Below are 25,669 nucleotides of genomic sequence, written 5' to 3'. Positions count from 1 at the left end.
CACGAGCAATCTCGCCGACATCATCGCCTGCAACAAGCCGCGCCACAGAAGCAGCCTTCACATCCTTCGGAGTCCAACGGCCAGCCACAACAACCTCCAAGTCGAGGTGGCGCATTCACCCACTGACAACTCCGCGCATTCCCAGGCTTTGGCTCCCAGGGTCTGTGGAGATGGGAGTGGGTCCGCCGCCTAAAGCACGAACTACCGCGTGCGGGTGCGGGCGCGGTTCTTGATCACCTGCGTGAGCTCCTGGATCTCGTCGTAGGTGCCGCGGTTTTCCGTCATCTCCTTGCGGATCTTGCGGTCGGCGTACATGACGGTGGTGTGGTCCTTGCCGCCGAACTCGTCGCCGATCTTGGGCAGGGACAGTTCGGTCAATTCGCGGCACAGATACATGGCGATCTGGCGCGCGTGGGCGACCTGCCTGGTCTTTCCGGCGCCGACGAGCTGGTCCAGGGAGACCTGGAAGTACTCCGCGGCGGCGTCCTTAATGGCGTCGGCGGTGATGTTGACGTCGCCTTCGTCGGGAAGGATGTCGCGCAGTGCGACCTGGGCGACTTCCATGGTGATCGGCTCGTTGATCAGCGACGAGTAGGCCGACACGCGGATCAGCGCGCCCTCGAGCTCGCGGATGGAGGACTCGAACTGGGAGGCAATGAGCTCCAGCACGGAGTGGTCGACCTGGGTGCCGTCGGCTGCCGCCTTCTTCATCAGGATGGCGATGCGGGTTTCCAGGTCCGGCGGCTGCACGTCGGTGATCAGGCCGCCTTCGAAGCGCGTCCTCAACCGGTCTTCGAGCGTGGTCAGCTGCTTCGGCGGCCGGTCGGAAGACAGGATGATCTGCTTGTTTGCCTGGTGCAGGGCGTTGAAGGTGTGGAAGAACTCTTCCTGGGTGCCTTCTTTGCCTTCGAGGAACTGGATGTCGTCGACCATCAGGATGTCCAGGTTGCGGTAGCGCCGCTTGAAGGATTCTTGGCGGTCATCGCGCACGGAGTTGATGTAGTCGTTGGTGAATTCCTCGGAGGAGACGTATTTGATGCGCAGTCCCGGCTGCAGCACGCGTGCGTAGTTGCCGGCGGCGTGCAGGAGGTGGGTTTTGCCCAGGCCGGAGCCGCCCCAGATGAACAGGGGGTTGTAGGCCTTGGCGGGGTTTTCGGCGACGGCGACGGCGGCGCCGTTGGCGAAGCGGTTGGACGAGCCGATGACGAAGTTTTCAAAGGTGTACTTCGGGTTCAGGCTGGCTTCGCGGTCGGGGTCGTGCGCGGGCTTCTCGCGGGGGATGCGGCGGTCCACGGTGGGGTGCGCATTTGCTTCTCGACGGCGCCCCGCCACCTGTGCAGCATGCATCTGCGCCAATTCGTCCAGGCCCATGGGGATCTGCTCCCCCGCCGCCGGCGCTTCAACGTGGGATTGGGTGGGCTGCCAGCTGGGTTCCGGCGTCGGCGCCGGCTGCTGAACAGGTTCGGGCTCCGGCTCCGGTTCAGGTGCGGCGACGGAGACGGCCAGGGCGTAGGGCTGGCCGGTGTGGGAGGACAGCAGTGCCGTGATGTGGGGAGCCAGTGACTCCTCAATGACATTTTTGGCGGCTTGGTGGGGTGCGGAGAGTAGGGCGTAGCCGTCGACAAGCACGACCGGCTTCATCAGCCGCAGGTATGCGCGCTGCTGGGGGGTCAGCGTGGGTACGGACGAGGTGGCCTGCTCCGAGAGGCGCAGCAGCTCGTCGACGACGCCGCGCCACAGGTCCTCGAGGTGTTGGTCCGCCAACGTCGTCTCCAGTCTGTTCCTGTCTACATTCGGTGTAATTCACCGGATTTCACTGTGCAATCCACAACTTCGCTCGCCCGCTCGGCGCGCTGCCACCTGCTGTTCCACAGTGTTATCCACAGGTGTGGATACTTTAGCAGCGAGGGTTGTCCACAAGGTCCGCGCGGCCTGTGGATAACTGTGTGTGAAGATTTACACCGCCGTGACCTGCGCAAACAACGCGTTTTTGGCGAAAGTCTCAACCGGTACTTCACAGTTATCCACAGCCCTGTGCATCCCCGGGCTGTGCGATTGTGGTGATTGCTTTATTGTTACCCGCTCCGACCTTGGGCTGTCGAAACTTCGCCAGGGCCGGTTTTTGTGGATAAACCGCCGCGTCGAACAGCTGTCCACATACTGCCAGCCCTCTCGCAGGGTGCGGGGAGGATTTCCCGCCCCACCTGCGAAAAAACACATTGTTGTAATTACGGGGGTACCCGATTGCCCCTGGAAAAAAGTGCGCGTGTTGATTTGGCCGGGGAGCACAAATTCGCGTAGTCTTAACCCCGTCTTTACGTCGGTTGCACCGGCGTACATCTGAGAGCACCGCCCCCGCCGGGCACCGGGCCGCTTGAATCAAGGCGAGCTGGCGAAGGCGCTGCACGCGAACTGCGCTCCACCTCTGGAGCCGAGCCGCAATCTCAACGCAACGTTTCAACTCTGGAACGGCCACTTCCCCGGGAGGCTTTGACGAGCCGCCGGCTGTTCACGACTGCACAAGGAGTCCACCGTGTCTAAGCGGACTTTCCAGCCGAACAACCGTCGCCGCGCACGCAAGCACGGCTTCCGTGCCCGCATGCAGACCCGCGCTGGCCGCGCCATCGTTTCCGCGCGCCGCAAGAAGGGCCGCGCAAAGCTGACGGCATAGTTTCAACCCGAGCGTGTTACCCCGCCCGCACAAACTTTCTTCCTCCGCAGACTTCAAAGTTGCGATGAGGAAGGGTGTGCGCGCGGGGTCTCGCACGTTAATGGTGCATGTGCACCACCGGAAAGACCCCGTCATCCAGGGCGGGCCGCGCTTCGGGCTGGTGGTGTCCAAGCAGGTGGGCAACGCCGTGACGCGCCATGCCGTGTCGAGGAAGTTGCGGCATGTGGTGGTGGAGCGGGAGCTCGTCGATAAGCTTGAGCGCTCTGTCGATGTGGTGATCCGCGCCCTCCCGCCCGCCGCAGCCGCAACGACCGACGAGCTCGCGCGCGATCTGGAAAAAGCCCTGGACAAAGCGCAAAAGAAGCGATAATGGCCTACTTCAACTTCGCCGGCGGCGAAATTCCCGCCGCGAAGGGGCCTGCGGCGAAACTGCTGGTGGGGCTGATTCGCGGTTACCAAAAGTACATCTCACCCCTTAAGATGGGCGGGACGTGCCGTTTTATGCCAGTATGCAGTGCGTATGCGCTCGAAGCCGTGTCACGCCACGGAGCGGTGCGCGGCGGCGCAATGGCCGCGGCCAGGCTGTGCAAATGCGGGCCCTGGCACCCCGGCGGCTACGACCCAGTGCCGGGCAGCATTGAAATGAGTGAGGAGTAACACCGAAACGTGCTGAATTTCATCTATTGGCCGATTTCCTGGGTGCTGAGGTTCTGGCACGAGGTTCTCGGCTTTGTCATCCCCAAGGATTCGGGCATCTCCTGGATCTTGGCCATCGTCCTGCTCACCTGCACGGTGCGCCTGCTGCTGCTCAAGCCGATGGTCAACCAGATGCGCTCCACGCGCAAAATGCAGGAGATGCAGCCGCGGATGCAGGAAATCCGCGAGAAGTACAAGGGCGACCAGCAGAAGATCGCCGAAGAGACGCAGAAGCTTTACCGCGAAAACGGTACGAACCCGCTGTCGTCCTGCATCGTGCCGATCGTGCAGCTGCCCATCTTCATCGGCCTGTTGCACGTGCTGCGCTCCTTCAACCGCACCAGTGAGCTGGGCATGTCCGTGGAGGAGAACCGCTCCACCGCGAACTACGCCTTCCCGGTGGAAGACGTGCAGTCCTTCCTGGACGCGGACTTCTTCGGCGTGCCGCTGTCCGCGTACATGTCCATGCCGCAGGAGGCCTTCGCCGCGTTCGGCAACGCGGATCTGACCCGCGCGCAGATCATCGCCGTGTGCCTGCCGCTGGTTCTGCTGTGTGCGGCGTTCACGCACCTCAACGCCCGCCTCATGGTCAAGCGCCAGGAGGCCCGCAAGGCCGCCGGCAAGGGCCCGAAGCCGCAGGGCGAGATGGCCGAGATGATGCAGTCCCAGATGGGTCTGATGAACAAGATGATGATGTGGTTCTTCCCCGTCATGATTCTTGCCACCGGCGTGATCTGGCACATCGGCCTGCTGTTCTACATGCTCACCAACAACCTGTGGACGTTCTTCCAGACCATGTGGCTGAACAACAAGATGGACAAAGAAGAGGCCGCCGAGGAGGCGCGCAAGGTGGAGCTCAAGCGCACCACCGCCCCCGCCCCGGGCGCGCGCACCAAGGACCGCCGCACCAAGAAGCAGCGGAAGCAAGGTAAGTAACTTTCTGCTTATCGACGAACAAGTCCCGGCCCGTTTTCGGCCGGGACTTTTTCATGTCGGCGGGCCGACTACAGTGTTGTGCATGTCGGATACCTCCCCTGCAGCCGCAGCCCAAGTTTTCGGAGAACGCCTCGGATTGGCCGAGGCCTACCACCGCTCTTTGGCCACCACGGCCGCCGAGCGCGGCTTCATCGGGCCCAAAGAGGTGGAGCGTTTGTGGGAGCGCCACATCCTCAACTGCGCAGTGATCGCGGAGGCGTTCGAGCCTGGTCTGAAGGTGGCGGACATCGGCTCAGGCGCCGGCCTTCCCGGTATCCCGCTGGCGATCGCGCGGCCGGACCTTTCCATCACGTTGATTGAGCCGTTGCTGAAGCGCTCCACATACCTGGGCGAGGTCGTTTCCGAACTGGGCCTGGACAACGTGACCGTGGTGCGCGGGCGCGCCGAGGAGCAGCCCAAGGCGGCTTTCGACGCCGTCACCTCCCGCGCCGTCGCCCCGCTGGGTAAGCTCGCCGGGTGGTCCATTCCGCTGCTGCAGGGCGGCGGGCACATGATTGCGATGAAGGGCGAATCCGTGGCGGAGGAACTCGAGCGCGACGCGAAGGCCATTGCGAAGGCCGGCGGCGTTGAGGCGGAGATCTTCACTGTGGGCGAGTCCGTGCTGGAGCAGCCCACCACGTTGATCCGTATCCAGCGCAGAAAGAAGGGGGCGTAGATGGAAAACTACGACGAGACTCCTGTGATGGAGGCGGCGATGCGCGCGGCGCGGGTGACGTCGAGAAGCGAAGCGCTGCCGAAGCCGGACCAGCCGCGCGTGATCACCGTGGCCAACCAGAAGGGCGGCGTGGGCAAGACCACCACCAGCGTGAATCTGGCGGCCGGGCTGAGCAAGCAGGGCCTGAAAGTGTTGGTGATCGACCTGGACCCGCAGGGCAACGCGTCGACCGCGCTGGGTGCGGAGCACACCTCCGGCACCACGTCGAGCTACGAGCTGCTCATCGGCGAGGCCGAGGCCTCCGACGCCGTGCAGCCGCACCCGGACAACCCGAACCTGTTCTGCATCCCCGCCACCATCGACCTGGCCGGCGCGGAGATCGAGCTGGTGTCCATGGTGCGGCGCGAGTACCGCCTGCACGACCAGATCCGCCGCGGCTTTTTGGACGAGCACGCCTTCGACTACGTGTTCATCGACTGCCCGCCGTCGCTCGGGCTTTTGACCATCAACGCGATGACCGCGGTGGACGAGGTGCTCATCCCGATCCAGTGCGAGTACTACGCGCTCGAGGGCGTGGGCCAGCTGCTGGGCAACATCGGCATGATCCGCGAGCACCTGAACAACAACCTGCACATCTCCGCGATCGTGCTGACCATGTACGACGCCCGCACCCGCCTGGCCGCCGACGTTGCGGACGAGGTGCGCGGCCAGTTCGGCCAAGTGGTGCTGAACAACGTCATCCCCCGTTCCGTGAAGGTCTCCGAGGCGCCCGGCTACGGCCAGACCGTCATCGACTACGACCCCGGATCCCGCGGCGCCCTGGCCTACTTTGACGCGGCGAAGGAGCTGGCCACCCGCGGCGACTACCAGCCGCACCCCACCACCGGCCCAATCGGCGTGAGCCCCGAGGTCTACAACCAGCTCGAGGAGGAGTAATCAATGGCAGAACGCAAGGGCGGCCTCGGCCGCGGACTGGCGGCGCTCATCCCGTCGGCGCCGTCGGACATCGACAAAAACGGCAAGACCCCGGGCATCGGCGGGGGCGCCTCCGACGTGATCTTCGGCAAGCAATTGCCTGACGACGCACCAAAGGGCGCCCCCAAAAAGAAAGTCCAGGGCGCCCCGACAGTGTCCGCCAAGCGCGACAAGGTGATCCAGCCCGTGCCGGTGGGCGCGCGCTACCAGGAGATCCCGGTCGGCCAGATCATCCCCAACCCGAAGCAGCCGCGCCAGGTCTTCGACGAGGACGAGCTGGCTGAGCTGGTCCACTCCATCCGCGAGTTCGGCCTGCTGCAGCCCATCGTCGTGCGCGACACGCCCGAGGGCTTCGAGCTGATCATGGGCGAGCGCCGCTGGCGCGCCTCCTCCAAGGCCGGCCTGAAGCACATCCCGGCCATCGTGCGCGAAACCTCCGACGAGGACATGCTGCGTGACGCGCTGTTGGAAAACATCCACCGCGTGCAGCTCAACCCGCTCGAAGAGGCCGCCGCCTATCAGCAGCTTCTCGACGAATTCGGCGTGACCCAGGAGCAGCTCGCGGACCGCCTGGGCCGCTCGCGCCCCGTGATCACTAACGCGATCCGCCTGCTCAACCTGCCGGTGGGCGTGCAGCGCCGCGTCGCCGCCGGCGTGCTTTCTGCAGGTCACGCGCGTGCGCTGCTGGGCATCAAGCTTGGCGACGGCACCGCCGACGCCCAAGCCCAGCTCGCCGACCGCATTGTCGCCGAGGGTCTGTCCGTCCGCGCGACGGAAGAGGCCGTGTCCCTGATCAATGCAGGCGGCAAGGTGCCGGACAAGCCGAAGCGTCAGCCCGCCCCGCAGCCGGAGTACCTCACCCGCGCCGCCGACTCGCTCGCGGACATCTGGGACACCAAGGTGTCGGTGACCATGGGCAAGCGCAAGGGCAAGATCGTGGTGGAGTTCGGCGACAAGGACGACTTCGAGCGCATCATGGGGCTCATCCAGGGCACCGACTAGCTAGGCGTGCTTTTCCTCCCGCAGCAGCTCCTTGAAGGAGTATGTGCCGGTGGGCCGGTTGTCGTGGTCGAGCAGGTAGAGGCGCTTGACGGCCACCACGACCGCTTCGGCGATGGCGTCGCGCTCGTTGGGGTCGGTGAGCACGGCTAGGTCCCCCGGGTTGGTCAGGTAGCCGGCCACCAGCTCCACCGACGGCATCCGGGTCATGCGCAGCATCTCCCAGGTGCGGGCGTGGTTGCGGCAGTTCTGCAGCTGGGTGCGGGCGGCGACCTCGCGCTGGATGTAGCCGGATAGCGTCTCCCCGGTCAGCGAGGAGCTGCCCTTCTCGGAGCCGAAGTAGAAGGTGGCCACGCCGTTGGCCTTCTCGTTCTGGTAGGAGTCCAGGCGCAGGGAGATAAGCAGGTCCGCCTTGAAGCCGTTGGCCAGGTCGGCGCGCTGCTTGTTGGAGGGGTTGTCGCCGCGGGGGCGCGACAGGATGGTTTCCATGCCGGCGGCGACCATGCGGCCCTCGATGCGCTGGGCCAAATCCCAGAGGATCTCCTCCTCCGTGATGGGGCCGTACGGGCCGTCGACGACCAGGCCGCGGTCGGCGCCGCCGAGGTCCGGGTCGATGACCACGCGCTTGCCGGTCAGGTTCGGGCCGGCCTGGCGCACGGTCTCACGCTCGCGGATGGCCTGCGCGGACCCGCCGGTGATGCGGCGGCCAAGAAGCGACAGGGCGTGGAGGGTGTCGGGGCCGCACACGCCGTCGTCCTCCAGCCCGGAGTTGAGCTGGTAGTTCATCAGCGACTCGTAGGTGCGCGGCCCGAAGCGGCCGTCCACCCGGTGCGGGTAAAAGCCCAGCTCGTGCAGCTGGGACTGCAGCTGCCCGACGTCGTCGCCGACCATTTCCTGGCCGGGCTTGTAGCTCAGCACGCGCGCGCCGAGGGTGTAGGACGCCTCGCGCAGTTCCCGCAGCGTCGCCGAGTCGATGGTCCCGGTGGGCACGATGCCGCGGGATTGTTGGAAGGCTTTGACGGCTTCGCACAGGATGTCGTCGTAAAGCATCTCGCTCTCGGAGAAGCGCCGGGTGGAGTCGATGTCGCCCTCGTAGCCGTCTATCAGGCCCAGGCGGGCTAAGGACATCCGGACCTCGGCGACCCGTGTGCTGGAGTCGCCAACGCGCAAAATGTCTTGCATGCGGGCCTTTCTAGTTGGATGGACAGGGTCAGTCTACGCGCCGCTAGAGCTGCGCCTGAATCTTGGAAACGATCTCGGATTTCGGGCGCACGCCGACGAACTCGTCGACCTTTTTGCCGTCCTTGAACAGCATGACGGCGGGGATGGACATGACCTGGAACATGGCGCCGAGCGCGCGCTCGTTGTCCACGTTGACCTTGGCTACCTTGACTTGGCCGTCCATCTCCTGGGCGATCTCGTCGAGCAGCGGGGAGAGCTTGCGGCACGGCCCGCACCACTCCGCCCAGAAGTCCACGAGCACCGGGGTGTCCGCCTCGATGACCTCGTTTTTGAAGGTTGTTTGGGTCACATCAACTGGTGCGTTCATGCGGACAGTCTACAGCGCCGCCAGGTAGTGCTGTGCGTCCAGCGCGGCGCGGCAGCCGGCGCCAGCGGCGGTGATGGCTTGGCGGTAGGTCTTGTCCACCAGGTCGCCGCATGCGAACACGCCTTGAACGCTCGTGCTTGTCGACGGCTCCGCCACCTCAACGTAACCCCCCTCGTCAACGGCGACCTGGCCGTCCAGGAACGCGGAGCGCGGGTCGTGGCCGATGGCGACGAACAGTGCGGTGGCGTCCAGCACGCTTTCCTCGCCGGTGACGGTGTTGCGGATATTCAGCCCGCCGACCTTGCCGTCCGCCTCCGCCACGGAGTCCACCACGGTGTCGGTGAGGAACTCGATCTTGTCGTTCTCGCGGGCGCGCTCGAGCATGATCTTGGAGGCGCGGAAGTTCTCCGAGCGGTGGATCAGGGTGACCTTGGAGCCGAACTTGGTCAGGAAGGTGGCCTCCTCCATGGCGGAGTCGCCGCCGCCGACGACGGCGATGTGCTGGTCCTTGAAGAAGAAGCCGTCGCAGGTCGCGCAGGTGGACACGCCGCGGCCGGTCAGCTCCGCTTCCCCCGGGATGCCCAGGTGGCGCGGGGCGGCGCCGGTGGCGAGGATGACGGCGCGGGCCTGGAAGACTTCGCCGTCCACCACGACCTTCTTGATGTCGCCGGAGAAGTCCACGGAGTCCACCATCTCCTGGCGCAGGTCCGCGCCGAACTTCTCCGCCTGGGCGCGCATGTTGGCCATGAGGTCCGGGCCCATGATGCCGTCTTCGAAGCCGGGGAAGTTCTCCACCTCGGTGGTGTTCATCAGCTCGCCGCCGTACTCGTAGCCCTCGAACACGAGCGGCTTCAGCTCCGCGCGGGCGGCGTAGAGGGCGGCGGTGTAGCCGGATGGGCCGGAGCCGACGATGATCAGGTCGTGTACCTCGTCGGTGCTGGTGGTAGCGGCTGCGGGCGCGGGTGCCGCATCGGTCTGCGGGGTGACAAAGTTGAAGCCGGGGGAAGTCATGGTTGCAGATCTTAGCGCGCCGGCGCCGCCTCCCCTATCGCCGCGGCGACGGCCTCTCGCGCCCGGTAGCGGCGCGACTTCACGGTGCCCGGCTGCACCCCGAGTTCGGCCGCGGCGTCGCCGACGCTCATGCCCGCGACATCGATGAGCCACAGTGCTTTGCGCTGCGCCTGCGGCAGCACCGCCAGGGCCTGGCGCATGGCCATGGTGCGCTCCATGTTCTCCATGGGGTTGTAGGCGAGGTACTTGTTCGCGTCGATGTCCACGTGGTCGTTGTCGTCCAGGCTGTACTGGGCGCCGGCGCGGCCGTCCTTGCGCTGGTGGTCTATCGCCGCGTTGATGGTCATGCGGTGCAGCCACGTGGACAGCTTCGCCTCCCCGCGGTAGGTGTGCAGGCTGCGCGCCGCCTTGAACAGGGCGTCCTGGACGATGTCCTGCGCGTCCTGCTCGTTGCGCGCGAAGTTGCGGGCGGCGAAGTACATGCGCTTGCGGTGCCGCCGCACGATGAGCGTGAAGGCCTGCCGGTCCCCTCCCAGGTAGTTCGCCACCAGCTGCCGGTCGTTGATGTAGTCCATTGTCCCCCCAAATTTCAGTTGCCCCCACTATGCCCCGGCCCTAGTCCCCCTGACTAGGGCCGGGTGCGCATTTCAGTGGACAACCACGTGGCCCACCAACGAGACGTTCTTCACATCCGCCTCGCCGTCCACCTTCAGCACCACGCGCAACAGCGGTTCGGTGGTCTCCACGTCGGCGCTGATCTGGCCGCCGCGCAGCTTGCCTTCCGCGATCACGGGCGGGTGCGCGGTCTCCTGCTCTGCCGGCACGCCGTAGAGGGTGTAGTTGGCGGAACCGGAGGCGTCGATAAGCACCTGCTCCAGCGTGAACGTCGAGCCGTCCTCGGGGGTGAACTGCACGGAGCTGTCGTCCAGGACCTCCATGTCCAGCGGGCCGATGACCACCGGCATGCCGGCGTCGCGCGTTGTGGTGGTGGGCGCGGCCGACGGGCGGTCCACCACGTTCTCGCCGGAGACGAAGTCCACCAGGTAGGTGGTGAGCACGCCCACCAGCACCGCCGCGATGACGGCGGCGAAGGTGAGCAGGCCGATGGTCACCGGACCCATGGTGCGTCCGCCGAAGCCGCCGCGCAGCTCGTCCGGGTCCTCCACGTGCTCGGCCACCGGCTCGACAGGTTCATAGATTTCCACCACCGGGATCTCGTCCGTCGGCGCGTCCTCGTTGGGCACCGGCAGGTTCGCCGCTGCGTAGAGGGCGCGTTCGATGTCGCGGAAGGCGGCCTGGTCCACGGCGTCCGCGTCCACGAGCGCGCGGGTGCGGGCGGTGACGTCGTCCAGGTCGTCGGAGCTGACGTTGCTGGTCAGCAGCGTCAGCGCCGAGGCGAAGGACTCCGCGTCTGTGGCCGGGGTGGCCTCCGGCAGCACCACCGGGAACGCCAGGCGGACGTGCCCCTCGTGGTCGATGCGCAGCTGCTGGCGGTTGTCCAGGCCCAGCGGCACGTCCGCCTCGTGCGCCGCCGCCATCGCGCCGGCTAGCGGTGCCAGCGCGTTTGCCACGGCTTCGGTGTGCAGCGTCTGGCCGGATTCCGCCACGGCCTTGACCGAAGAGCCCTCCACCCAGTCCGCCACCACCAGGGCGCCGGAGCGGTAGGACAGGATCTCAATGTTCTCGGCCACCGCGGGCAGGTGCAGCTTGGCCATCTTGCGGGTGCGCCGCGCCACGCCGGCGGCCTTCAGCGCCGCCTCGCGCGGGGTGGCCGGGGCCATCGGGGCGGCGCCGGTGGTATCCACGAACGTCAGCGCCACATCTCTGCCGCTGGCCACTTCGCGCGCCTGCCAGAAGCGCGCGCCGGTGCTAGCGCCGTGGTCGCGGATCAGGCGGAAGCGCCCGTCGGACACCCCCGCGCCCGGCACCAGGCGCGGACCGCGGACCACACCGGCGGACATCGGCGGCGGCACCGGGGAGGCGTTGAAGGTGTCGGCGGCGAGGAACTGGTTGGACACGTCCCGCGGGTCCGCCTCGCCCACCTCGAGCGCGCGGTCCTCGTCCGGGCGGATGAAGCGGCTCAAGCCCGGGATGCGCTGCAGCGCGCGGCCGAGGTTCTGCACCTCGGGCAGCTTGGAGCGCGACAGCACCAGGCCGGTGACCACCAAAAACAGCAGGCCGAGCATGACCACCTCGATGAGGTTGCCCAAGCTGGGGGCACCGATGACGCGTCCGAGGGCCTCGGGCAGGTGCAGGCCGGCGACGTCGCGAAGCAGCCAGCGCACACCGAAGATCACCGCAACACCCACGAGTGCCGCTGCCACCGCCCAGATGGAGGTGCGCAGCACGTCGCCGGCGCGCAGGGTGCCCAGCTTGCGGCGCAGAAGCAGCGCGCCGATGAGCGCGCCGGCGACGAAGCCGAAGCCGTTGGCCGCGCCGAGCAGCACCACCACGTGGCTGGGGTCTTGCGCGATGTACGGCGCGAGGGCGGACAGCAGGATCTTCGTGCCGGTGATGCCGGCGATGATAAACGTGGGCGTCCACGCTTCCTCGCGGGCGTAGAACACGCGCAGGTGCAGCATCACCAGCGCGTACGGGATCAGGGTGAACGAGGACGCGGAGATGGTCATGCCGAGCAGGTGCGCGGCCCGTGGGCTGAACGAGCCGTAGGCGAACAGGGCGTGGGCGATGTCGGGGCCCAGCGCCGTCATGAAGATGATGATGGGGATCAGCGCGATGAACGTCAGCTTCGTGCCCATGGTCAGGTCCGCCACCACGGCGGCGTCGTCGCCGTCTGCGGCGTTGCGGGACATGCGCGGCATGATCGCGGTGAGCAGCGTGACGCCGATGATGCCGTACGGCATCTGCAGCAGCATCCAGTGCTGCTGGTAGATGAATTGCGCCGCCGCGTCCGCGTTGAACGCGATGCGGGAGGTAATGACGTAGCCGAACTGGCTGATCGCCACGTAGGTGATGATCGCCAGCGCCATGCCGCCGAACTGCTTCAGGCGCTCGTCGATGCCCCACAGCGGCCGCAGGTCAATGCCCAGCTTGCGCAACGCGGGCAGCATGATCAGGCACTGCACCACCACACCAGCCGTGGTGCCAAGCCCCAGCAGGAGCACGTGCGGATTGCTTATCGACGTCGGCGCGGCCGGGTTCAGCTGCCCCGGCAGCGCCATATACGCCACGAGCACGCCGATGGAGACGATGTTGTTCGCCACCGGGGCCCAGGCGCCGGGCCGGAAGTGCTCCTTCGTGTTCAGGATGGCCATGAACAGGGAGAACATGCCGTAGAAGAAGATCTGCGGCAGCACCAGATACGCGAACGAGGTGGTTTGGACGAGGTTGCCCTGCGAGTCCTCGTCCATCATCATCCTGGTCAACAGCGGCGCGGCCGCCACGGCGACGACCGTGACCACCGTCATCAGCGTCAGGGTGAGCGTGAACAGGCGGCGGATGAACGCCGCGCCGTTGTCGGCGTCTTCCTTCTCCGCGCGCACCAGCACCGGCACCACCAGGGCGGTGAGCACGGAGCCGAGCACGATCTCCGTGATCAGGTTGGGAAGGGTGTTGGCGGTGTTGAAGGACGCCGCCACAACCTCGCCGAGGGCCGCGCCGATGAGCACGGTGCGGATGAACCCGGTGATGCGCGAGATCAGGGTGGCCACGGCCATGGAGCCGGTGGCGCGCACGACCTTCTCCCCGCCCTCGGCGGGCTGCTCCTCCTCGGCTGCCTGGGGCTCGGCGACAGCGACCGCCGCCGTGCCCGCCGCGCCAGCCGCTACCGTGTCGGCGGTCTCCGGCGGCGCGATGGTCTCGCCCTTGGGGCTGGTGGTCAGCAGCGACTTATCCGGCGCGCCGTCCTCGAGCTCTTCGCGCGCCGGCTTGGTTTCGCGCGGTGCCGGCACCGGCGCTGGCGGCGCTGGGGCGACAATGCGCCGGCGCAGTCCCTGTTCCGTCACTTGGTTCTCCGATTCTTACGTTGTGTGGCTCGTTCCCGTTCGCGTCCGGAAGGCGGGCTGCCCCGCGCGCCGCGCACCGCGATCACCACCAGCATCGCGGCCAGCATCAGCGCCGCCACGGCGAGCCAGCGGCCCACCGTGAACCGGGTGGTGCGCACGGCGATGTCCACCGGCTGGGAGATCGGCTGCCCGTTTGTGCTGGCCAGGTACAGGTTCAGGTCGGTGCTGCGGGAGGTTTCGGGCAAATCCGCAGTCATTTGCACGGTGACCGACCCGCGAGCCGGGATGCGCAGCACGTCTGGCACGTGCAGGCGGGCGTCCGCTGGCCCGGAGAAGTTGATGGAGGTCTCCACCGGCAGCGGCAGCCCGTTGCGGGCCACGATGAGAAGCGGGCTGGAGTTTGAGGTGCGTGTGTAGACGTTGCCGGGCGGGATCAGGTCCACTGCCGAGCGAAGGTCGCCCAACGCGGCGCGCGAGGCGCCGAGGCGCTCGCTGGTGGCCTGGACCGCGTCGCTGTAGCGCGACATTGCACGGCGCTGGCCGATGGACAGCGCCTGCAGCAGGTCCCGGCGCAGCGGCAGGGTAAACCCGTAGCGCGTGAGCGCGATGCTGGAATCCGGCACCATCAGCCCGGTCAGGTCGTTGATGAACCCGGCCTGCTGCGTCACCTGCAGCACCTCCGCGTCGGTGAACGCGGTGGGGTCCGTGTGCTCCGCCGGCTCGCCCGCCGGCGCGGCATCCACCGGCGCGTCCAGGTAGGCACCGAACGCCATGGGGTGCGCGCCCGCGCCGGTGACCAGCTCCGCCACGGTGCCCAGCACGGCGGCGGCGGTGTCCGCGTCCCAGTTCGCCGGCGGGTTGACCAGGATCGGATCCGGGTGCTCCTCGGCATCCCCCGCCACCCAGGCGGACTGGGCGGCCAGGCGCACCGCGGCGGCGGCGTTGGTGTCGCGGGCGGCCTTGGAGTCCACGGCGTAGTTGTAGCGCAGGTTCTCCTCTGAAAAGCCGGTGGTTTCGGGGTCCACGCCGGTGGCGGCCAGCACGGTGGCCAGGGAGGACTGGTAGCCCACCGTCATCACGCCCGGCGCGATCCAGCCGGTGTCTCTGCCCGGGGCGGCGCTGAGCACGCGCACGGGCTGCTGCGGGGCGGGTGCGGCGGCCCCGGCGAGGTCCGCCATGTCGGCGCGCTCGAGGGCGCTTTCGGACCCGTCGTGCTCCTCCTGCACGCCTGCCGCCTCCGCGCGCTCCCATGCGGCCTGCATGCCTTCGTCCCTGACGGTGGAGCGCGAGTGGTCCGCCCAACCCAACGCGGGCGCGGTGCCGTCCTCGACGTAGCCCGTGCCGGTGACCACGGTGTTGAGCGTGCCGGCGGTGCCCAGCACGCGCTGCAGCACGAACGGCCCGCGCTCCACGGCCTCGCGCATGAGCCACTTATCGCCGGTGCGCGCCACGGCGTTCAGGTCCGCGTTCGCCCACGGCAGGGACACCACGCAGCCGGTGGCGGCGATGTGGCGCACCTTGTCCAGCCACACCTTCGCGTCGTCCGCGCCGGCGCCGGGTTCGCCGTCGGGGGCGACTTCACCTCCCCAGGAGTCGCGCAGGCGCTTCGGCTCTTCCACCACGGCGGGGCGTTCGTCGTCGACGGTGTAGCCGTGCTGCATGCGGTCCACGGTGTCTAGCAGCGCGGGGTCCAGCGCTACACAGGTGGCGTAGCCGACCTCGGGCGTCTGCGCGGCCTCGATGTACTGGTCCACCAGCTTGCTCAGCCGCCCCTCGGGCGCGAGTTGGCCGGCCAGCGAGTCGTTCGCCAGCACCAACGGCTGCGTCTCGGGCGCCTCGCCGGTCTCGCCGGGCAGGATGTCCACGGGTGCGGTCACCGGGTACAGCGCGGTCAGCTCCGCGGCCCGGATGTTGTCGCGCACGCCTCTGACACCCATATGGAAGCGGTCGGTGTCGAGGGGGGCACCGGAGGCGTCGAGAAGCTGCAGCATGATGGGGTACGTGCCCACATCCGGCAGGTCGAGGCCCAGGTCCATCTCGATCTCCAGCGAGTCGCCGGGGGCCAATTGCCTATCGACGTCACGCGCGTCCCCCACCACCTGATACTCCTGCGGGCCAGCGATGGTGGCGTAGCGCTGCTCCATGACAGATGCCACCGCCGAGGCGCGGCGCGGGACCACGCTGAGGCCCTCGAGCGTCTCGTCGGAGTGGTTGGTCACGCGAAGTTTCACGTGAAACGGATCGTGCGCGGAGATGGCGCGCGGGGCCTCAACGACCTCCACGCTCGCCTGCTCGCCCTCGGACGGGCGCACGGTCAGGTTCGCCCACTGCTCCGTCACCTCCGGGTTGTCCGGCGCCAGCGGCACGGCGGGGGCGGCGAGCACGACGGCAGCCAGCGCGGCGTACCGGTTCATCGCGGAGTTGCCCTTCCGGCCTTCTTTTCCTTCCTGGCCAGATCCGGCATCCGGTCGTACGCGATGCGGGCGAGCTTGCGCTCATCGGCGTAGGCGAGGTGCTCCATCAGGTCGCTCATGGGCACCCACGCCACCTCGGTGACCTCCGGGTCCTCGTCGTTGAACACGCCGTCGACGTAGCGCAGCAGGTTGTGGTGCACCGTCTTGTGGATGCGTACCCCGTCGGAGACGAACCAGTAGTCGATCGTGCCCAGGGTGTCGAAGGCCTCGCCGGTGATCCCGGTTTCCTCCCACACCTCGCGCTCGGCGGTGACCCACTGGTGCTCGCCGTTTTCCACGTGGCCCTTCGGCATGGACCACAGCAGCCGCCCGCGGCGGTCCAGGCGCCCGATGAGCGCGACGTAGATGCGGCTCATGTCCACCTTGCCGTCCTTGCCCACGGCCTCGGCCATGCCGGAGACCACCAGGCCGCCGGCCGAGGTCTCGTCGCGCGTCTCTATCGACGAGTCGTGCTGCTGGTACTGCGACCTGCGGCGATTGTGCTGCTTGCGCCCGCCGCGGGAGTTTTTCCCGCGGCGGTTATTCCGCTTCCGCTTCGGCTTGTCTCCCTGCTGCTGTTGCTGCTCGGCGGGTTTGCCCCCGCGCCGGCGCCGCGGCCGGCGCTTACCGCCGCCGGAGCCCCCCTTGCCGTTGGAGGGCCCCGGAACCGGGCGCTGGTTGTCACTCATTCGTGTCATGCTATCGGTCTTTCGGCCGGTTGTGGTACTTCCCGCGCGGGGGTGGCGGGTATCGTGTCCCGGGTGACGCAGAAGCTCTTCGATATGCCAGACCCGACCGACCCCTTGGCCGCCCCTGCGCTGATGGCGCGGGCGCAGGATGTCGTCGCCAAGCATGCTGCTCTGCTTGAGCCCCTCGCGCAACTGTTTTCCGGCCGCGGCGAGACCTTATATATGGTCGGCGGCTCGGTGCGCGACGCGATGCTCGGCCGCGGGGTGCACGACCTCGACTTCACCACCTCCGCGCGCCCCGAGGTGATCCAGGAGATCCTGGACGAGTGGGGCGAAAAAGTGTGGGACACCGGCATCGAGTTCGGCACCGTCTCCGCCATCCGCCACGGCGAAACCGTCGAAATCACCACGTTCCGCTCCGACCTCTACGACGGCGTGACGCGCAACCCCGAGGTCACCTTCGGCGACACACTCGAGGGCGACCTCGTGCGCCGCGACTTCGCCTGCAACGCCATGGCCATTGAGCTTTCGCTTAACGACGAGCTCCGCCTCTCCCCCACCTTCCACGACCCCGTCGACGGGTTGAGCGACCTTGTGGAGCAGGTCCTAGACACCCCGCAGGAACCCGAGGTGTCGTTCCGCGACGATCCCTTGCGCATGCTTCGCGCCGCCCGCTTCGTCTCCCAGCTGGGCTTTACCGTGGCGGACCGGGTATTCGACGCGATGTGCGACATGGCCGGCGAGATCGGGCGGATTACCGCCGAGCGCGTGCAGGCTGAGCTGGACAAACTCATGCTCGGCGCCCGTCCCTGGGAGGGCATCGACCTGCTGGTGTCCACCGGCGTGGCTTCGTATATTTTGCCCGAGATTCCCGCGCTGCAGCTGGAGACCGACGAGCACATGCAGCACAAGGACGTCTACCGCCACTCCCTGACCGTGCTGCGCCAGGCCACCGAACTGGAGGACGAGGGCCCGGACCTGAAGCTGCGCTGGGCGGCGCTGATGCACGACATCGGCAAACCCGCCACCCGCGCGCCCAAGGAGGGCGGCGGCGTGACCTTCCACCACCACGAGGTGGTCGGCGCGAAGATGACCCGCAAGCGCCTGAAGGCCCTGAAGTACCCGAAGCACGTCATTTCGGACGTGGGCCAGCTGGTGTTCCTGCACATGCGCTTCCACGGCTTCGGCGAGGGCCAGTGGACAGACTCCGCCGTGCGCCGCTACGTCACCGACGCCGGCGAACTGCTGCCCAAGCTGCACAAACTCGTCCGCGCCGACTCCACCACCCGCAACGCCAAGAAAGCCGCGCGCCTGCAGCGCACCTACGACCACCTGGAGGAGCGCATCGCCGACATCGCCGCCAAGGAGGACCTCGCGCGCGTGCGCCCGGACCTGGACGGCAACGAGATCATGCAGATCCTCGGGCTCAAACCCGGCCCGGAGGTGGGCAAGGCGTGGAAGTATCTCAAGGAGCTGCGCCTCGAGCGCGGCGAGCTGGACCACGACGAAGCCGTCGCCGAGCTGAAAGCCTGGTGGGAGAGGGAAAATGCCTGAGTATTTCTACGCAGACCGCCTGTTCAACGCGCTCGAACGCGTGGAGCCTGAGCCGGGCATGCTGCTCGTTTCCGCCCCCGGCATGTTCTCCCCCGAGTTCGCCCGCACCGTGGTGCTGGTGCTCGAGCACGACGCGGACCACACCCTCGGCGTGGTGCTCAACCGCCGCAGTGAGGTCGCCGTCGCCAACGTGATGGAGGCGGGCTGGGCCGAGCTGGCCGCCAAGCCGCAGGCCGTGCACATCGGCGGGCCGGTCAGCCCCGAGTCCGCGGTGGGCCTTGGCGTGACCGCGGCCGGCGCACCCGAGAACCCCTACCTCAACCGCCTAGCCAACCGCCTCGTGCTCGTGGACCTGAACGCCTCTCCCCTCGAGGTGAGCGAGCTTCTCGACGGCATCCGCATCTTCGCCGGCTACGCCGAGTGGGCGCCGGGGCAGCTCGACGACGAGATCCTGCGCGGCGACTGGTTTGTCACCCCCGCCCTGCCCAGCGACGTCGTCGCTCCCGCGGGTGCGGATCTGTGGGGTGACGTGATGCGTCGGCAAGCAATGCCTTTGCCCCTGTTCGCTACCTTCCCCGCGAACGTCGAGGACAACTAGTGGCCGTTTCACGTGAAACATCGACGGAGATTCGGCTGGGGCTTCGCGACACCTGGCTGGTCGCCCTCGGGTTGGTGCCGCTCGGGCTGGCGTTCGGCCTGCTCATGACTCAATCCGGCTTCGCGTGGTGGTGGACCCCGATCTTCTCCACCGTGATCTACGCGGGGTCCATGGAGTTTCTGGCTATCGACATGGTCCTCACTGGCGTCGGCCCCGTGACCAGCGCGATCACCGGCTTCATGGTGAACTTCCGCCACCTGTTCTACGGGCTGACGTACCCGCGTTCGGAGATCCGCCGCGGTGTGCCATCCGCGTACGCCACCTACGCGCTCACCGACGAGGTCTACGCCATCACCTCCACCCTGCGCGACCGCCCCTCGGGCACTCGCTTGATGACGATCACCGTGGTCTGCCAGATCGCGTGGGTGGCCTCCGGCATCGTCGGTGCTTTGGCCGGCGCGGTGATCCCCGCGGGCGTGGAAGGCTTCGACTTCGCCTTGACCGCGCTGTTCGCCGTGCTGGCGTTCGAGGCGTTCCAAGCCAGCCGCGACCTGTCCGCGCCCCTGATCGCCGGCGGCCTCGCTTTGGCGGCGGCCGTCGTGCTGCCCGGCCAGGTGATCCTCGTGGCGCTCGTGTCCTACTTCCTCGTCCTCGTGCTGCGCTTCTGGGCCCCGCGCGTCGACGACCGGCTTACCTGGCAGCTGCCATGAGTAACTACGGACTTCCCGACGGCGTCACCCTCGGCATGGTGGCCGCGGTGCTTATCCCCGTCGGCATCGTCACCGTGCTGCTGCGCGCACTCCCCTTCTCCATGCTGCGTGTGCTCAAAGGCAGCCCGTTCATCGACTTCCTCGCCGTGCTCATGCCCGTCGGCGTGATGACAGTGCTGGTCGCCTACACCCTCGTCGGCTACGCCGGCTCCCCCACCAACCTCGCCTCCGCGCTCATCGCCCTCGCGGCCACCCTGCTTCTGCACTGGTGGAAGCGCCGCGCCGACCTGTCGATCTTCGCCGGCACTGCGCTGTACATGGTGTTGGTGAACGTCGCTTTCTAGTCCCCTGCTAGGGAGGGGAGTTTTTGCGTCTCGGGGCCTTGTATATCGTCACTGGACGCCTCTGCGTTACATCGCCCAACGAGCTTGAATACCTGCGGAAACGTGTGTTTTACTTGCGCCACCCCGATCCCGGGTGATTTAACGTCAGATTCGCACAAAGGAGTTTCCAATGAAGCGCATCACCGCAGCTGCCCTCGCCGCAACCACCGCATTGTCCCTGGCGGCCGTCCCGGCACAGGCTGAGGAAGGTAACCAGAAGGACCTTTCCGAAATCGTGAGCCCGAATCGCCCCTCCGACGTCACCGATACGCACCTCGCTGGCGCCAAGGTGAAGGCCGAGGCCCGTGAGCGTCTGAACCCTGGTACTGGCTACTCCGGCCCGTACAAGAGCTCCTCCGAGAAGAACCTGGTGCCGAAGAGCGCCACCTCCTCCCTGAAGAACGACGTCGCACGTGGCTACAAGCTCGGCACCACCTACGACATCCTCGTCGGCTCCGGCATCGCCGCAGGCGTCTTGGCACTCGTTGGCGCCGCCGCTGCCGCAGCGGGCAAGATCCCGGGTGTCCCGGGTGTACCGGCCGTTGAGCAGTTCTTCTAAGCCTCGCTAGTCGTTGAAGGACCAGTTGCACTCCTCCATGGTTCGCCTGATGTCGTCGCGCCGCGGCAGGGAGTAGTTCGTGGAGACGAAACGCGTCCCGTCGCGGTAGACGAAGTGGATGTCTGAGTGTTCCTTCAGCGTCTGCAGATACCCCTCCGTAACCAGGGAGTGGCAGGCGGAGCACAGCGGCAGGAGGTTCTCCAGGTCGGTCAGGCCCCCGCTGGCCCAGTCCTCGATGTGGTGGATCTCGATGAAGCGCGTGTGCGTGCACCCCGGTGCCGCGCACTGCCCGCCCCACATCGCCAGTAGCGCGTTGACCTGCCCGTTTGTGGCCAGGCGCTGTTTGCGTCCGGTGTTGATGACGAGGCCGTTGGAGTTGACCGTCGATAGGCGTATGTCCGCATTTGCCAGCAAGCTTGCGATAGCTTTCGACGGCGCGCCCACGTTGTTGGGCATATACCCGCGCCCGTCCGGAGTGGCCAGAATGTTCACGTGCGCACCCGGCGTGGTCAGGGTGCTGCGCGGCGTCGTGCGTGCCATGTGGACGATGCCCATGAGCGCCCGCAGCAGCATGCGCCCGATGGGCAGCCCGTAGCCGGAGACCGTCTTCCGCGCGGGTCGGTTCTCCTCCACCTCTTCGGCGCGCTCGAGGGCAATGTTGATTTCCTCGTTGACCTCGGGGTCTAGGTCCTCGAGCACCTCGTCGAGGTTGCAGTACGCGATTTCGCCGATCTTCAATGCTGCGATGAACGCGGCACCGTCCGCTGCATTCATTTTGCCGTGGAACGCGATATCGCCGTTATCGCGCTTGTGCAGGCTCAGGTAGCACTGCGGGCTATCCTCGCCCTTCCCGTCCTGCGGCTTTTTCCCCGCCAGCGCGCATTCGAGCTCGTGGAAACCCATCCCGAGGGCGAGATCGACCAGCTCACGCTCGTTTTCGGTAGTCATGTACTTCAGAAGCAACCGCACCACCGAGTAGCTCAGCGCAGCGGCGGTGAAGTGTTTGTGCAGGTAACGGAAGGGACGCAGGCGATGCGCGACGCTGACGTACTCGTGGGCGGTTGAGGATGACACGCCCAGGCGGCGCATGAGGAAGTGCGCGGTGGTCGTGGAGCCACATTCGATAGCAAGTGCGAGTTCATCAAACGTTTGAATTGCGGACAACAGCTCCGCTTTGCTCTGCGTCATTGCGCGGTGAGAGTCTTCAATTTGCTGGCTTAATGCGATGGCGAGTGGGTTGGATTCTGTGGCGACTGCGGCGGTCATTTCGGGCCCCCTTGAGGCGAATGCGAGTTCGATTGCGGACATTATAAAACTCGCCCCCGACATTTCTCTGACCTGCGGTAATGCGGTTTATAGCGATTGCTATAACTTGTCGGCAACTCCGCATTGCGGACAAGTGGGGGCTCACCAACTATTGGCTATTGCTTATCGACGTCAGCTCCGCCCATGCCCGCCCCTCAGGCCACTCCGCAACTCCGCATTGCGGACAACTCCGACACCACCAACTATTGGGGTCCACCAACGAAAAGGCCCGCGCCGGTGGCGGGGCGGGCCGGAGGTTCGTCGATAGGCTATTGCAACTTTGCTTGAGCCTCTGACCAGAGGCCCTCGAACTCCTCCTCGCTGAGGTGGGTGGCGGTGATGCCCTCCATGGAATCGTAGGTGCGCGGGTGTGGGACGGTGCCCATGGGCTGGTTTGCCTGGCCGATGACGCGGCCGTCAACGTAGATTCCGGTGATGGTCTCGGCGGGGTCGAGTTCGATCATGCGGATCATGGTGCATTCGTGGGCGGAGATCTCCTCGAGCTCGGCGATGTTGAGTAGCTCGCCGCCGAGTTCGGGGACGTTGTAGTGGATGCGGACGAAATGTTTCACGTGAAACTCCTAGGAAATTCGGGACGCGTACGCGGAGCAGATGACCAGTTGGGACATGTGGTAGATCATCAGCGGGATGATCAGCACGCCGAGCGAGGCGCCGCCGAAGATGACGGTGGCCATGGGCAGGCCGGTCGCGAGTGACTTCTGGGTGCCGCACATCTGGATGGCGACGCGGTCCTCGCGCGGGAAGCGTAGCGCCTCCGGGACGATACGGGTGAGCCACAGCATAGCGACGACCAGCACGCACGAAAACACGGTGAGGAACACGATCTCCCACGCGGAGACGTTGGACCAGACGCCGGAGACGACGCCACGTGAGAACGCGGAGTAGACCACCATCCAGATGGAGCCGCGGTCCACGAGCTTGGTCGCCTTCGACTTGGCCAGCTCCCCCACCCGCGGGACGAAGTTGTGCGCGAGCTGGCCAAGGATGAACGGCAGGAGCAGCTGCAGGGCGATGTCGCCGAATACGGACGCGTCCACGGATACCCCGTCGCCGGCGCCCATCAGCCACATCACCAAAAGCGGCGTGGCCACCACGCCGATGAGCGAGGACACCGACGCCGCCACCACCGCGCCCGAGACGTTGCCCCGTGCCACGCCGGTGAGCGCCACCGAGGACTGCACGGTGGACGGCACCAGCGACATGAACAGCAGGCCCTGGTACAGTTCCTCGGACATGAATGCCGTGGTGGGCCGCGCGAGGAGGCCGATCACTGGATAGATGACAAACGTGAACGCCAGGATCAGCGCGTGCAGGCGCCAGTTGGTCAGGCCCTTCAGCGCCTCCTGGGTGGACAGGCGCGCGCCGTAGAGGAAGAACAGCAGCGCGATCCCCAGCTTCACCGCGACGGCGAACCCGTCCGCGAACGCGCCCTGGGCGGGCAGGACGAACGCGAGCGCCGCCGCGAGAACGATGCCGATGAGAAGCGGGTCGAGCTTTGTCATCTACTCGGCAACCGAGACTTTGTCGCCGGCGTCGGTCACGGGTACTTCGCGCATGCCGGTGACAGCCGGGCCGGAGACGCGGGCGCCGTCGGCGATGCTGAACACCGAACCGTGGGCGGTGCACTTGACGGTGTCGCCCTCAACCTTGGTGATCTTCTTCTGCTGGTGCGGGCACACGCTGGAGTAGGCGACGTAGGTGCCGGCGGTGGGCTGGGCGATGATGAACTTGTCCAGGATCACCGCGGAGCCGACGGGCACGTCGGTCTTGGCAACTTCTTCGGGGGCCGCTTCTCCGCAGGCGGCGAGGAACGCACCGGCAAACGTGGTTGCGGTGCCGAGCAGGAACATGCGTCGTGAACAGGTCATGGTGTGATCGTAGCGCCCTTCATGGCCCGGACGTACTCGGTCAGCTCGGTTTTCAGCGCGTCCATATCGGTCACGCGGTTGCCGTCGATGTACTTGTAGATGATGTTGGTGATCGACGAGCCGGTGATTGCGCCCGCGGCCCCCGCGGCGATCGCGTCGCGCACGTGCTCCGTCTTCGAGATGCCGAAGCCCAGCAGCACCGGCGGCCCGCCGAACTTGCGCACATTATCGACGACCTCGCGCAGGCCCTCCACCGTCGCCTCCTTGTCCGCGCCGGTCACCCCGTCGCGGGAGATGGCGTAGATGTAGCCGCGCGAGTTCGCGGCCACCGCCTCGAGCGTGGCTTCCGACGCCTTTGCCGGGGCGATGTAGATCGGGTCGATGCCGGCCGCGGTGGCGGCTGCGCTGAAGGGGGCGGACTCGCGCACGGGGACGTCGGGAAGCAAAACGCTGTCTGCACCCGCCTCCTTGAACTCGCGGTAGAAGCGTTCGAGGCCGCGCGCGTGCGCGACGTTGCCGTACACCAGCATGCCGATGGGCAGGTCCGGGTAGCGCTCGCGGATGGTGCGGATTTGCGCGAGCGCCTTATCGACGGTCGCTCCGCCCTCCAACGCCCTCACATGCGCTCCCTGAATAGCTGGGCCGTCCGCGACGGGGTCGGAGAACGGCACGCCGAGCTCGACGGCGTCGGCGCCGGCGTCGACGACGGCGGAAACGATCTCCACCGCGTCCTCCGGGTTCGGGTCCGAGAGCATGATGAAGGGCACGAACGCGCCTTTGCCGGTGGCGAAGAGTTTCTCGTAGCGGCTCATTTACTTCTCCTCTCTATCTTCGAGCGTTGCTCGCACGTGGGCGATGTCTTTGTCGCCGCGGCCGGACAGGGTGACCAGGATGTGCAGCGGCTCGGCGTCGGACGGGTGCTCGGCGGCGCGCTTGAGCGCGTACGCGAGCGCGTGGGAGGACTCGAGCGCGGGGATGATGCCCTCGTGGCGGGACAGGGCCTGGAAGGCGTCGAGGGCCTCGTCGTCGGTGACGGGCACGTAGGAAGCGCGGCCGGACTTGGCCAGGTGGGCGTGCTCCGGGCCCACGCCGGGGTAGTCCAGGCCGGCGGAGATGGAGTAGGACTCCTCCACCTGGCCGTCGCCGTCGCACATCAGGTACGAGTACGTGCCGTGGAGCAGTCCGGTCGTGCCCTGGGCGATGGCCGCGCCGTGGGCGCCGAGGCCGAACCCCTTTCCCCCGGGCTCGGCGCCGACGAGCTCGACGCTGGTGTCGTCGATGAAGTCCGCGAAGGTGCCGATCGCGTTGGAGCCGCCGCCGACGCAGGCGACCACCACGTCCGGCAGGCGCCCGGTTCGCTCGAGGATCTGGGCGCGGGCCTCGGTGGAGATGACGCGGTGGAACTCCTTGACAATCTTCGGGAACGGGTGCGGCCCGGCGGCGGTGCCGAGGAGATAGTGGGACTCGTGGAAGGTGGCGGTCCAGTCGCGCAGCGCCTCGTTCACCGCGTCCTTCAGAGTGCCCGCGCCGGATTCCACACCGACGACCTCGGCGCCCATCAGGCGCATGCGGTACACGTTCGGCGCTTGGCGTTCCATGTCGGTTTTGCCCATGTAGATCACGCAGTTCAGGCCGAGTAGCGCGCAGGCGAGCGCGGTGGCGGTGCCGTGCTGGCCCGCGCCGGTCTCCGCGATGATGCGGGTCTTCCCCATCTGTTTCGCAAGGAGCGCCTGGCCGATCACCTGGTTGGTTTTGTGCGCGCCGCCGTGGACGAGGTCCTCGCGCTTGAGGAAGATGCGCGCGTTGCCCTCGAGGGGCAGGTTGCGGCACTCGGTCAGCGGGGTGGGCCGGCCGAGGTAATCGCGGAGCAGGCTACGGTACTCGTCCATGAACGCGTCGTCGTTGAACGCGTCGACGAAGGCTTGCTCGAGCTGGTCGAGCGCCGGGATGAGCGATTCGGGGACGAACTGTCCGCCGAACTCGCCGTAGTAGGCAGGGAGCAGGGTCATTGT

General features: G+C 66.9%; 26 protein-coding genes. 12 read left to right on the top strand and 14 right to left on the bottom strand.

All coding sequences use genetic code 11. From position 1 onward, the window contains the following. Positions 1–201 precede the first annotated feature (201 nt). Entirely contained in the window at positions 202–1,764 is a 1,563-nt protein-coding gene (gene dnaA, locus H0193_RS08530) for a chromosomal replication initiator protein DnaA (RefSeq protein WP_181889405.1), read from the bottom strand. A gap of 769 nt (positions 1,765–2,533) precedes the next feature. On the opposite strand from dnaA, the gene rpmH reads away from it, so the two are divergent. The 7 genes from rpmH to H0193_RS08495 all read left to right on the top strand — a co-directional run bounded on the left by rpmH (position 2,534) and on the right by H0193_RS08495 (position 6,995). Beyond that, on the top strand, positions 2,534–2,671 hold the full coding sequence (rpmH, locus tag H0193_RS08525) for a 50S ribosomal protein L34 (protein ID WP_034996682.1): 138 nt from the start codon (positions 2,534–2,536) through the stop codon (positions 2,669–2,671). 13 nt (positions 2,672–2,684) lie between these two features. Then, positions 2,685–3,041: a ribonuclease P protein component gene (rnpA, locus tag H0193_RS08520; protein ID WP_181889404.1), complete on the top strand. Its 357-nt coding sequence runs from the start codon at positions 2,685–2,687 to the stop codon at positions 3,039–3,041. Then, the gene (gene yidD / locus H0193_RS08515) at positions 3,041–3,328 is read left to right on the top strand and encodes a membrane protein insertion efficiency factor YidD (protein WP_181889403.1); all 288 of its coding nucleotides are present in this window, start codon (positions 3,041–3,043) and stop codon (positions 3,326–3,328) included. Before rnpA ends, yidD begins: the two co-directional genes overlap by 1 nt. 9 nt (positions 3,329–3,337) lie before the next feature. Further along, positions 3,338–4,303 (top strand): membrane protein insertase YidC, encoded by a 966-nt coding sequence (gene yidC / locus H0193_RS08510; protein ID WP_181889402.1) that lies wholly within the window; start codon positions 3,338–3,340, stop codon positions 4,301–4,303. Between the two features lie 82 nt (positions 4,304–4,385). Next, a complete protein-coding gene (gene rsmG, locus H0193_RS08505; protein ID WP_181889401.1) occupies positions 4,386–5,018 on the top strand; it encodes a 16S rRNA (guanine(527)-N(7))-methyltransferase RsmG in 633 nt (210 codons plus the stop codon). Further along, positions 5,019–5,954, top strand: a complete 936-nt coding sequence (locus H0193_RS08500) for a ParA family protein (RefSeq protein ID WP_181889400.1) — start codon at positions 5,019–5,021, stop codon at positions 5,952–5,954. Positions 5,955–5,957: 3 nt separating this feature from the next. Next, positions 5,958–6,995 carry a ParB/RepB/Spo0J family partition protein gene (locus tag H0193_RS08495; protein WP_181889399.1) on the top strand — a complete coding sequence of 346 codons (1,038 nt, stop codon included), beginning with the start codon at positions 5,958–5,960 and terminating at the stop codon, positions 6,993–6,995. On the opposite strand, the gene H0193_RS08490 is transcribed toward H0193_RS08495, so the two are convergent. The 7 genes from H0193_RS08490 to H0193_RS08460 all read right to left on the bottom strand — a co-directional run bounded on the left by H0193_RS08490 (position 6,996) and on the right by H0193_RS08460 (position 16,659). Further along, a complete protein-coding gene (locus H0193_RS08490; protein ID WP_181889398.1) occupies positions 6,996–8,174 on the bottom strand; it encodes an N-acetylmuramoyl-L-alanine amidase in 1,179 nt (392 codons plus the stop codon). Between the two features lie 43 nt (positions 8,175–8,217). Continuing rightward, positions 8,218–8,541 (bottom strand): thioredoxin, encoded by a 324-nt coding sequence (gene trxA / locus H0193_RS08485; RefSeq protein WP_181889397.1) that lies wholly within the window; start codon positions 8,539–8,541, stop codon positions 8,218–8,220. A 9-nt stretch (positions 8,542–8,550) separates the two neighbouring features. After that, complete coding sequence (gene trxB, locus H0193_RS08480) at positions 8,551–9,552, bottom strand: thioredoxin-disulfide reductase (RefSeq protein WP_181889396.1); 1,002 nt, start codon at positions 9,550–9,552, stop codon at positions 8,551–8,553. 11 nt (positions 9,553–9,563) lie between these two features. Then, positions 9,564–10,127, bottom strand: coding sequence for an RNA polymerase sigma factor (locus H0193_RS08475; protein ID WP_181889395.1), 564 nt, complete (start codon positions 10,125–10,127; stop codon positions 9,564–9,566). A 72-nt stretch (positions 10,128–10,199) separates the two neighbouring features. Next, positions 10,200–13,517, bottom strand: a complete 3,318-nt coding sequence (murJ, locus tag H0193_RS08470) for a murein biosynthesis integral membrane protein MurJ (RefSeq protein WP_338026630.1) — start codon at positions 13,515–13,517, stop codon at positions 10,200–10,202. Then, positions 13,514–15,931: a DUF6049 family protein gene (locus H0193_RS08465; RefSeq protein WP_181889394.1), complete on the bottom strand. Its 2,418-nt coding sequence runs from the start codon at positions 15,929–15,931 to the stop codon at positions 13,514–13,516. Before H0193_RS08465 ends, murJ begins: the two co-directional genes overlap by 4 nt. After that, positions 15,928–16,659 carry an NUDIX hydrolase gene (locus H0193_RS08460; protein ID WP_202032107.1) on the bottom strand — a complete coding sequence of 244 codons (732 nt, stop codon included), beginning with the start codon at positions 16,657–16,659 and terminating at the stop codon, positions 15,928–15,930. The genes H0193_RS08465 and H0193_RS08460 overlap by 4 nt, the downstream gene beginning before the upstream one ends. A 132-nt stretch (positions 16,660–16,791) precedes the next feature. Between H0193_RS08460 and H0193_RS08455 the strand changes: the two genes are divergently transcribed. From H0193_RS08455 to H0193_RS08435, 5 genes are all read left to right on the top strand, one after another. Continuing rightward, positions 16,792–18,213, top strand: coding sequence for a CCA tRNA nucleotidyltransferase (locus H0193_RS08455; RefSeq protein WP_392399147.1), 1,422 nt, complete (start codon positions 16,792–16,794; stop codon positions 18,211–18,213). Further along, a complete protein-coding gene (locus tag H0193_RS08450) occupies positions 18,206–18,811 on the top strand; it encodes a YqgE/AlgH family protein (protein ID WP_181889393.1) in 606 nt (201 codons plus the stop codon). Before H0193_RS08455 ends, H0193_RS08450 begins: the two co-directional genes overlap by 8 nt. Further along, entirely contained in the window at positions 18,811–19,521 is a 711-nt protein-coding gene (locus tag H0193_RS08445) for an AzlC family ABC transporter permease (protein ID WP_338026629.1), read from the top strand. Before H0193_RS08450 ends, H0193_RS08445 begins: the two co-directional genes overlap by 1 nt. Beyond that, complete coding sequence (locus H0193_RS08440; protein ID WP_181889392.1) at positions 19,518–19,865, top strand: branched-chain amino acid transporter permease; 348 nt, start codon at positions 19,518–19,520, stop codon at positions 19,863–19,865. Before H0193_RS08445 ends, H0193_RS08440 begins: the two co-directional genes overlap by 4 nt. Before the next feature lie 169 nt (positions 19,866–20,034). Beyond that, positions 20,035–20,463, top strand: a complete 429-nt coding sequence (locus H0193_RS08435; RefSeq protein WP_181889391.1) for a hypothetical protein — start codon at positions 20,035–20,037, stop codon at positions 20,461–20,463. 6 nt (positions 20,464–20,469) lie between these two features. Here the strand turns inward: H0193_RS08435 and H0193_RS08430 are convergent, their stop codons facing one another. From H0193_RS08430 to trpB, 6 genes are all read right to left on the bottom strand, one after another. Further along, a complete protein-coding gene (locus tag H0193_RS08430) occupies positions 20,470–21,729 on the bottom strand; it encodes an HNH endonuclease signature motif containing protein (protein ID WP_181889390.1) in 1,260 nt (419 codons plus the stop codon). A 308-nt stretch (positions 21,730–22,037) separates the two neighbouring features. Beyond that, positions 22,038–22,340, bottom strand: a complete 303-nt coding sequence (locus tag H0193_RS08425; RefSeq protein ID WP_070475434.1) for a hypothetical protein — start codon at positions 22,338–22,340, stop codon at positions 22,038–22,040. Positions 22,341–22,349: 9 nt separating this feature from the next. Further along, complete coding sequence (locus tag H0193_RS08420; protein ID WP_181889389.1) at positions 22,350–23,291, bottom strand: bile acid:sodium symporter family protein; 942 nt, start codon at positions 23,289–23,291, stop codon at positions 22,350–22,352. Beyond that, positions 23,292–23,657 carry a Rieske (2Fe-2S) protein gene (locus H0193_RS08415; protein WP_181889388.1) on the bottom strand — a complete coding sequence of 122 codons (366 nt, stop codon included), beginning with the start codon at positions 23,655–23,657 and terminating at the stop codon, positions 23,292–23,294. After that, positions 23,654–24,469: a tryptophan synthase subunit alpha gene (gene trpA, locus H0193_RS08410; protein ID WP_181889387.1), complete on the bottom strand. Its 816-nt coding sequence runs from the start codon at positions 24,467–24,469 to the stop codon at positions 23,654–23,656. The genes H0193_RS08415 and trpA overlap by 4 nt, the downstream gene beginning before the upstream one ends. Then, positions 24,470–25,666, bottom strand: a complete 1,197-nt coding sequence (gene trpB, locus H0193_RS08405; RefSeq protein WP_181889386.1) for a tryptophan synthase subunit beta — start codon at positions 25,664–25,666, stop codon at positions 24,470–24,472. It lies immediately after the preceding gene. Between the last annotated feature and the right edge of the window lie 3 nt (positions 25,667–25,669).

Origin of the sequence: Corynebacterium haematomassiliense, assembly GCF_013978595.1 — a bacterium.
Taxonomy (GTDB): domain Bacteria; phylum Actinomycetota; class Actinomycetes; order Mycobacteriales; family Mycobacteriaceae; genus Corynebacterium; species Corynebacterium lehmanniae.
Note: the sequence above shows the minus strand (reverse complement) of the source record. Positions and strands in the feature narration are given on the sequence as shown.

Excerpts from the sequence above, each read along its gene's own strand:
- yidD (WP_181889403.1), top strand. The coding sequence starts at position 3,041 with ATGGCCTACTTCAACTTCGCCGGCGGCGAAATTCCCGCCGCGAAGGGG.
- rsmG (WP_181889401.1), top strand. The coding sequence starts at position 4,386 with ATGTCGGATACCTCCCCTGCAGCCGCAGCCCAAGTTTTCGGAGAACGC.
- H0193_RS08500 (WP_181889400.1), top strand. The coding sequence starts at position 5,019 with ATGGAAAACTACGACGAGACTCCTGTGATGGAGGCGGCGATGCGCGCG.
- H0193_RS08495 (WP_181889399.1), top strand. The coding sequence starts at position 5,958 with ATGGCAGAACGCAAGGGCGGCCTCGGCCGCGGACTGGCGGCGCTCATC.
- H0193_RS08490 (WP_181889398.1), bottom strand. The coding sequence starts at position 8,174 with ATGCAAGACATTTTGCGCGTTGGCGACTCCAGCACACGGGTCGCCGAG.
- trxA (WP_181889397.1), bottom strand. The coding sequence starts at position 8,541 with ATGAACGCACCAGTTGATGTGACCCAAACAACCTTCAAAAACGAGGTC.
- trxB (WP_181889396.1), bottom strand. The coding sequence starts at position 9,552 with ATGACTTCCCCCGGCTTCAACTTTGTCACCCCGCAGACCGATGCGGCA.
- H0193_RS08475 (WP_181889395.1), bottom strand. The coding sequence starts at position 10,127 with ATGGACTACATCAACGACCGGCAGCTGGTGGCGAACTACCTGGGAGGG.
- H0193_RS08465 (WP_181889394.1), bottom strand. The coding sequence starts at position 15,931 with ATGAACCGGTACGCCGCGCTGGCTGCCGTCGTGCTCGCCGCCCCCGCC.
- H0193_RS08460 (WP_202032107.1), bottom strand. The coding sequence starts at position 16,659 with ATGAGTGACAACCAGCGCCCGGTTCCGGGGCCCTCCAACGGCAAGGGG.
- H0193_RS08455 (WP_392399147.1), top strand. The coding sequence starts at position 16,792 with ATGGCGCGGGCGCAGGATGTCGTCGCCAAGCATGCTGCTCTGCTTGAG.
- H0193_RS08450 (WP_181889393.1), top strand. The coding sequence starts at position 18,206 with ATGCCTGAGTATTTCTACGCAGACCGCCTGTTCAACGCGCTCGAACGC.
- H0193_RS08440 (WP_181889392.1), top strand. The coding sequence starts at position 19,518 with ATGAGTAACTACGGACTTCCCGACGGCGTCACCCTCGGCATGGTGGCC.
- H0193_RS08435 (WP_181889391.1), top strand. The coding sequence starts at position 20,035 with ATGAAGCGCATCACCGCAGCTGCCCTCGCCGCAACCACCGCATTGTCC.
- H0193_RS08430 (WP_181889390.1), bottom strand. The coding sequence starts at position 21,729 with ATGACCGCCGCAGTCGCCACAGAATCCAACCCACTCGCCATCGCATTA.
- H0193_RS08420 (WP_181889389.1), bottom strand. The coding sequence starts at position 23,291 with ATGACAAAGCTCGACCCGCTTCTCATCGGCATCGTTCTCGCGGCGGCG.
- H0193_RS08415 (WP_181889388.1), bottom strand. The coding sequence starts at position 23,657 with ATGACCTGTTCACGACGCATGTTCCTGCTCGGCACCGCAACCACGTTT.
- trpA (WP_181889387.1), bottom strand. The coding sequence starts at position 24,469 with ATGAGCCGCTACGAGAAACTCTTCGCCACCGGCAAAGGCGCGTTCGTG.
- trpB (WP_181889386.1), bottom strand. The coding sequence starts at position 25,666 with ATGACCCTGCTCCCTGCCTACTACGGCGAGTTCGGCGGACAGTTCGTC.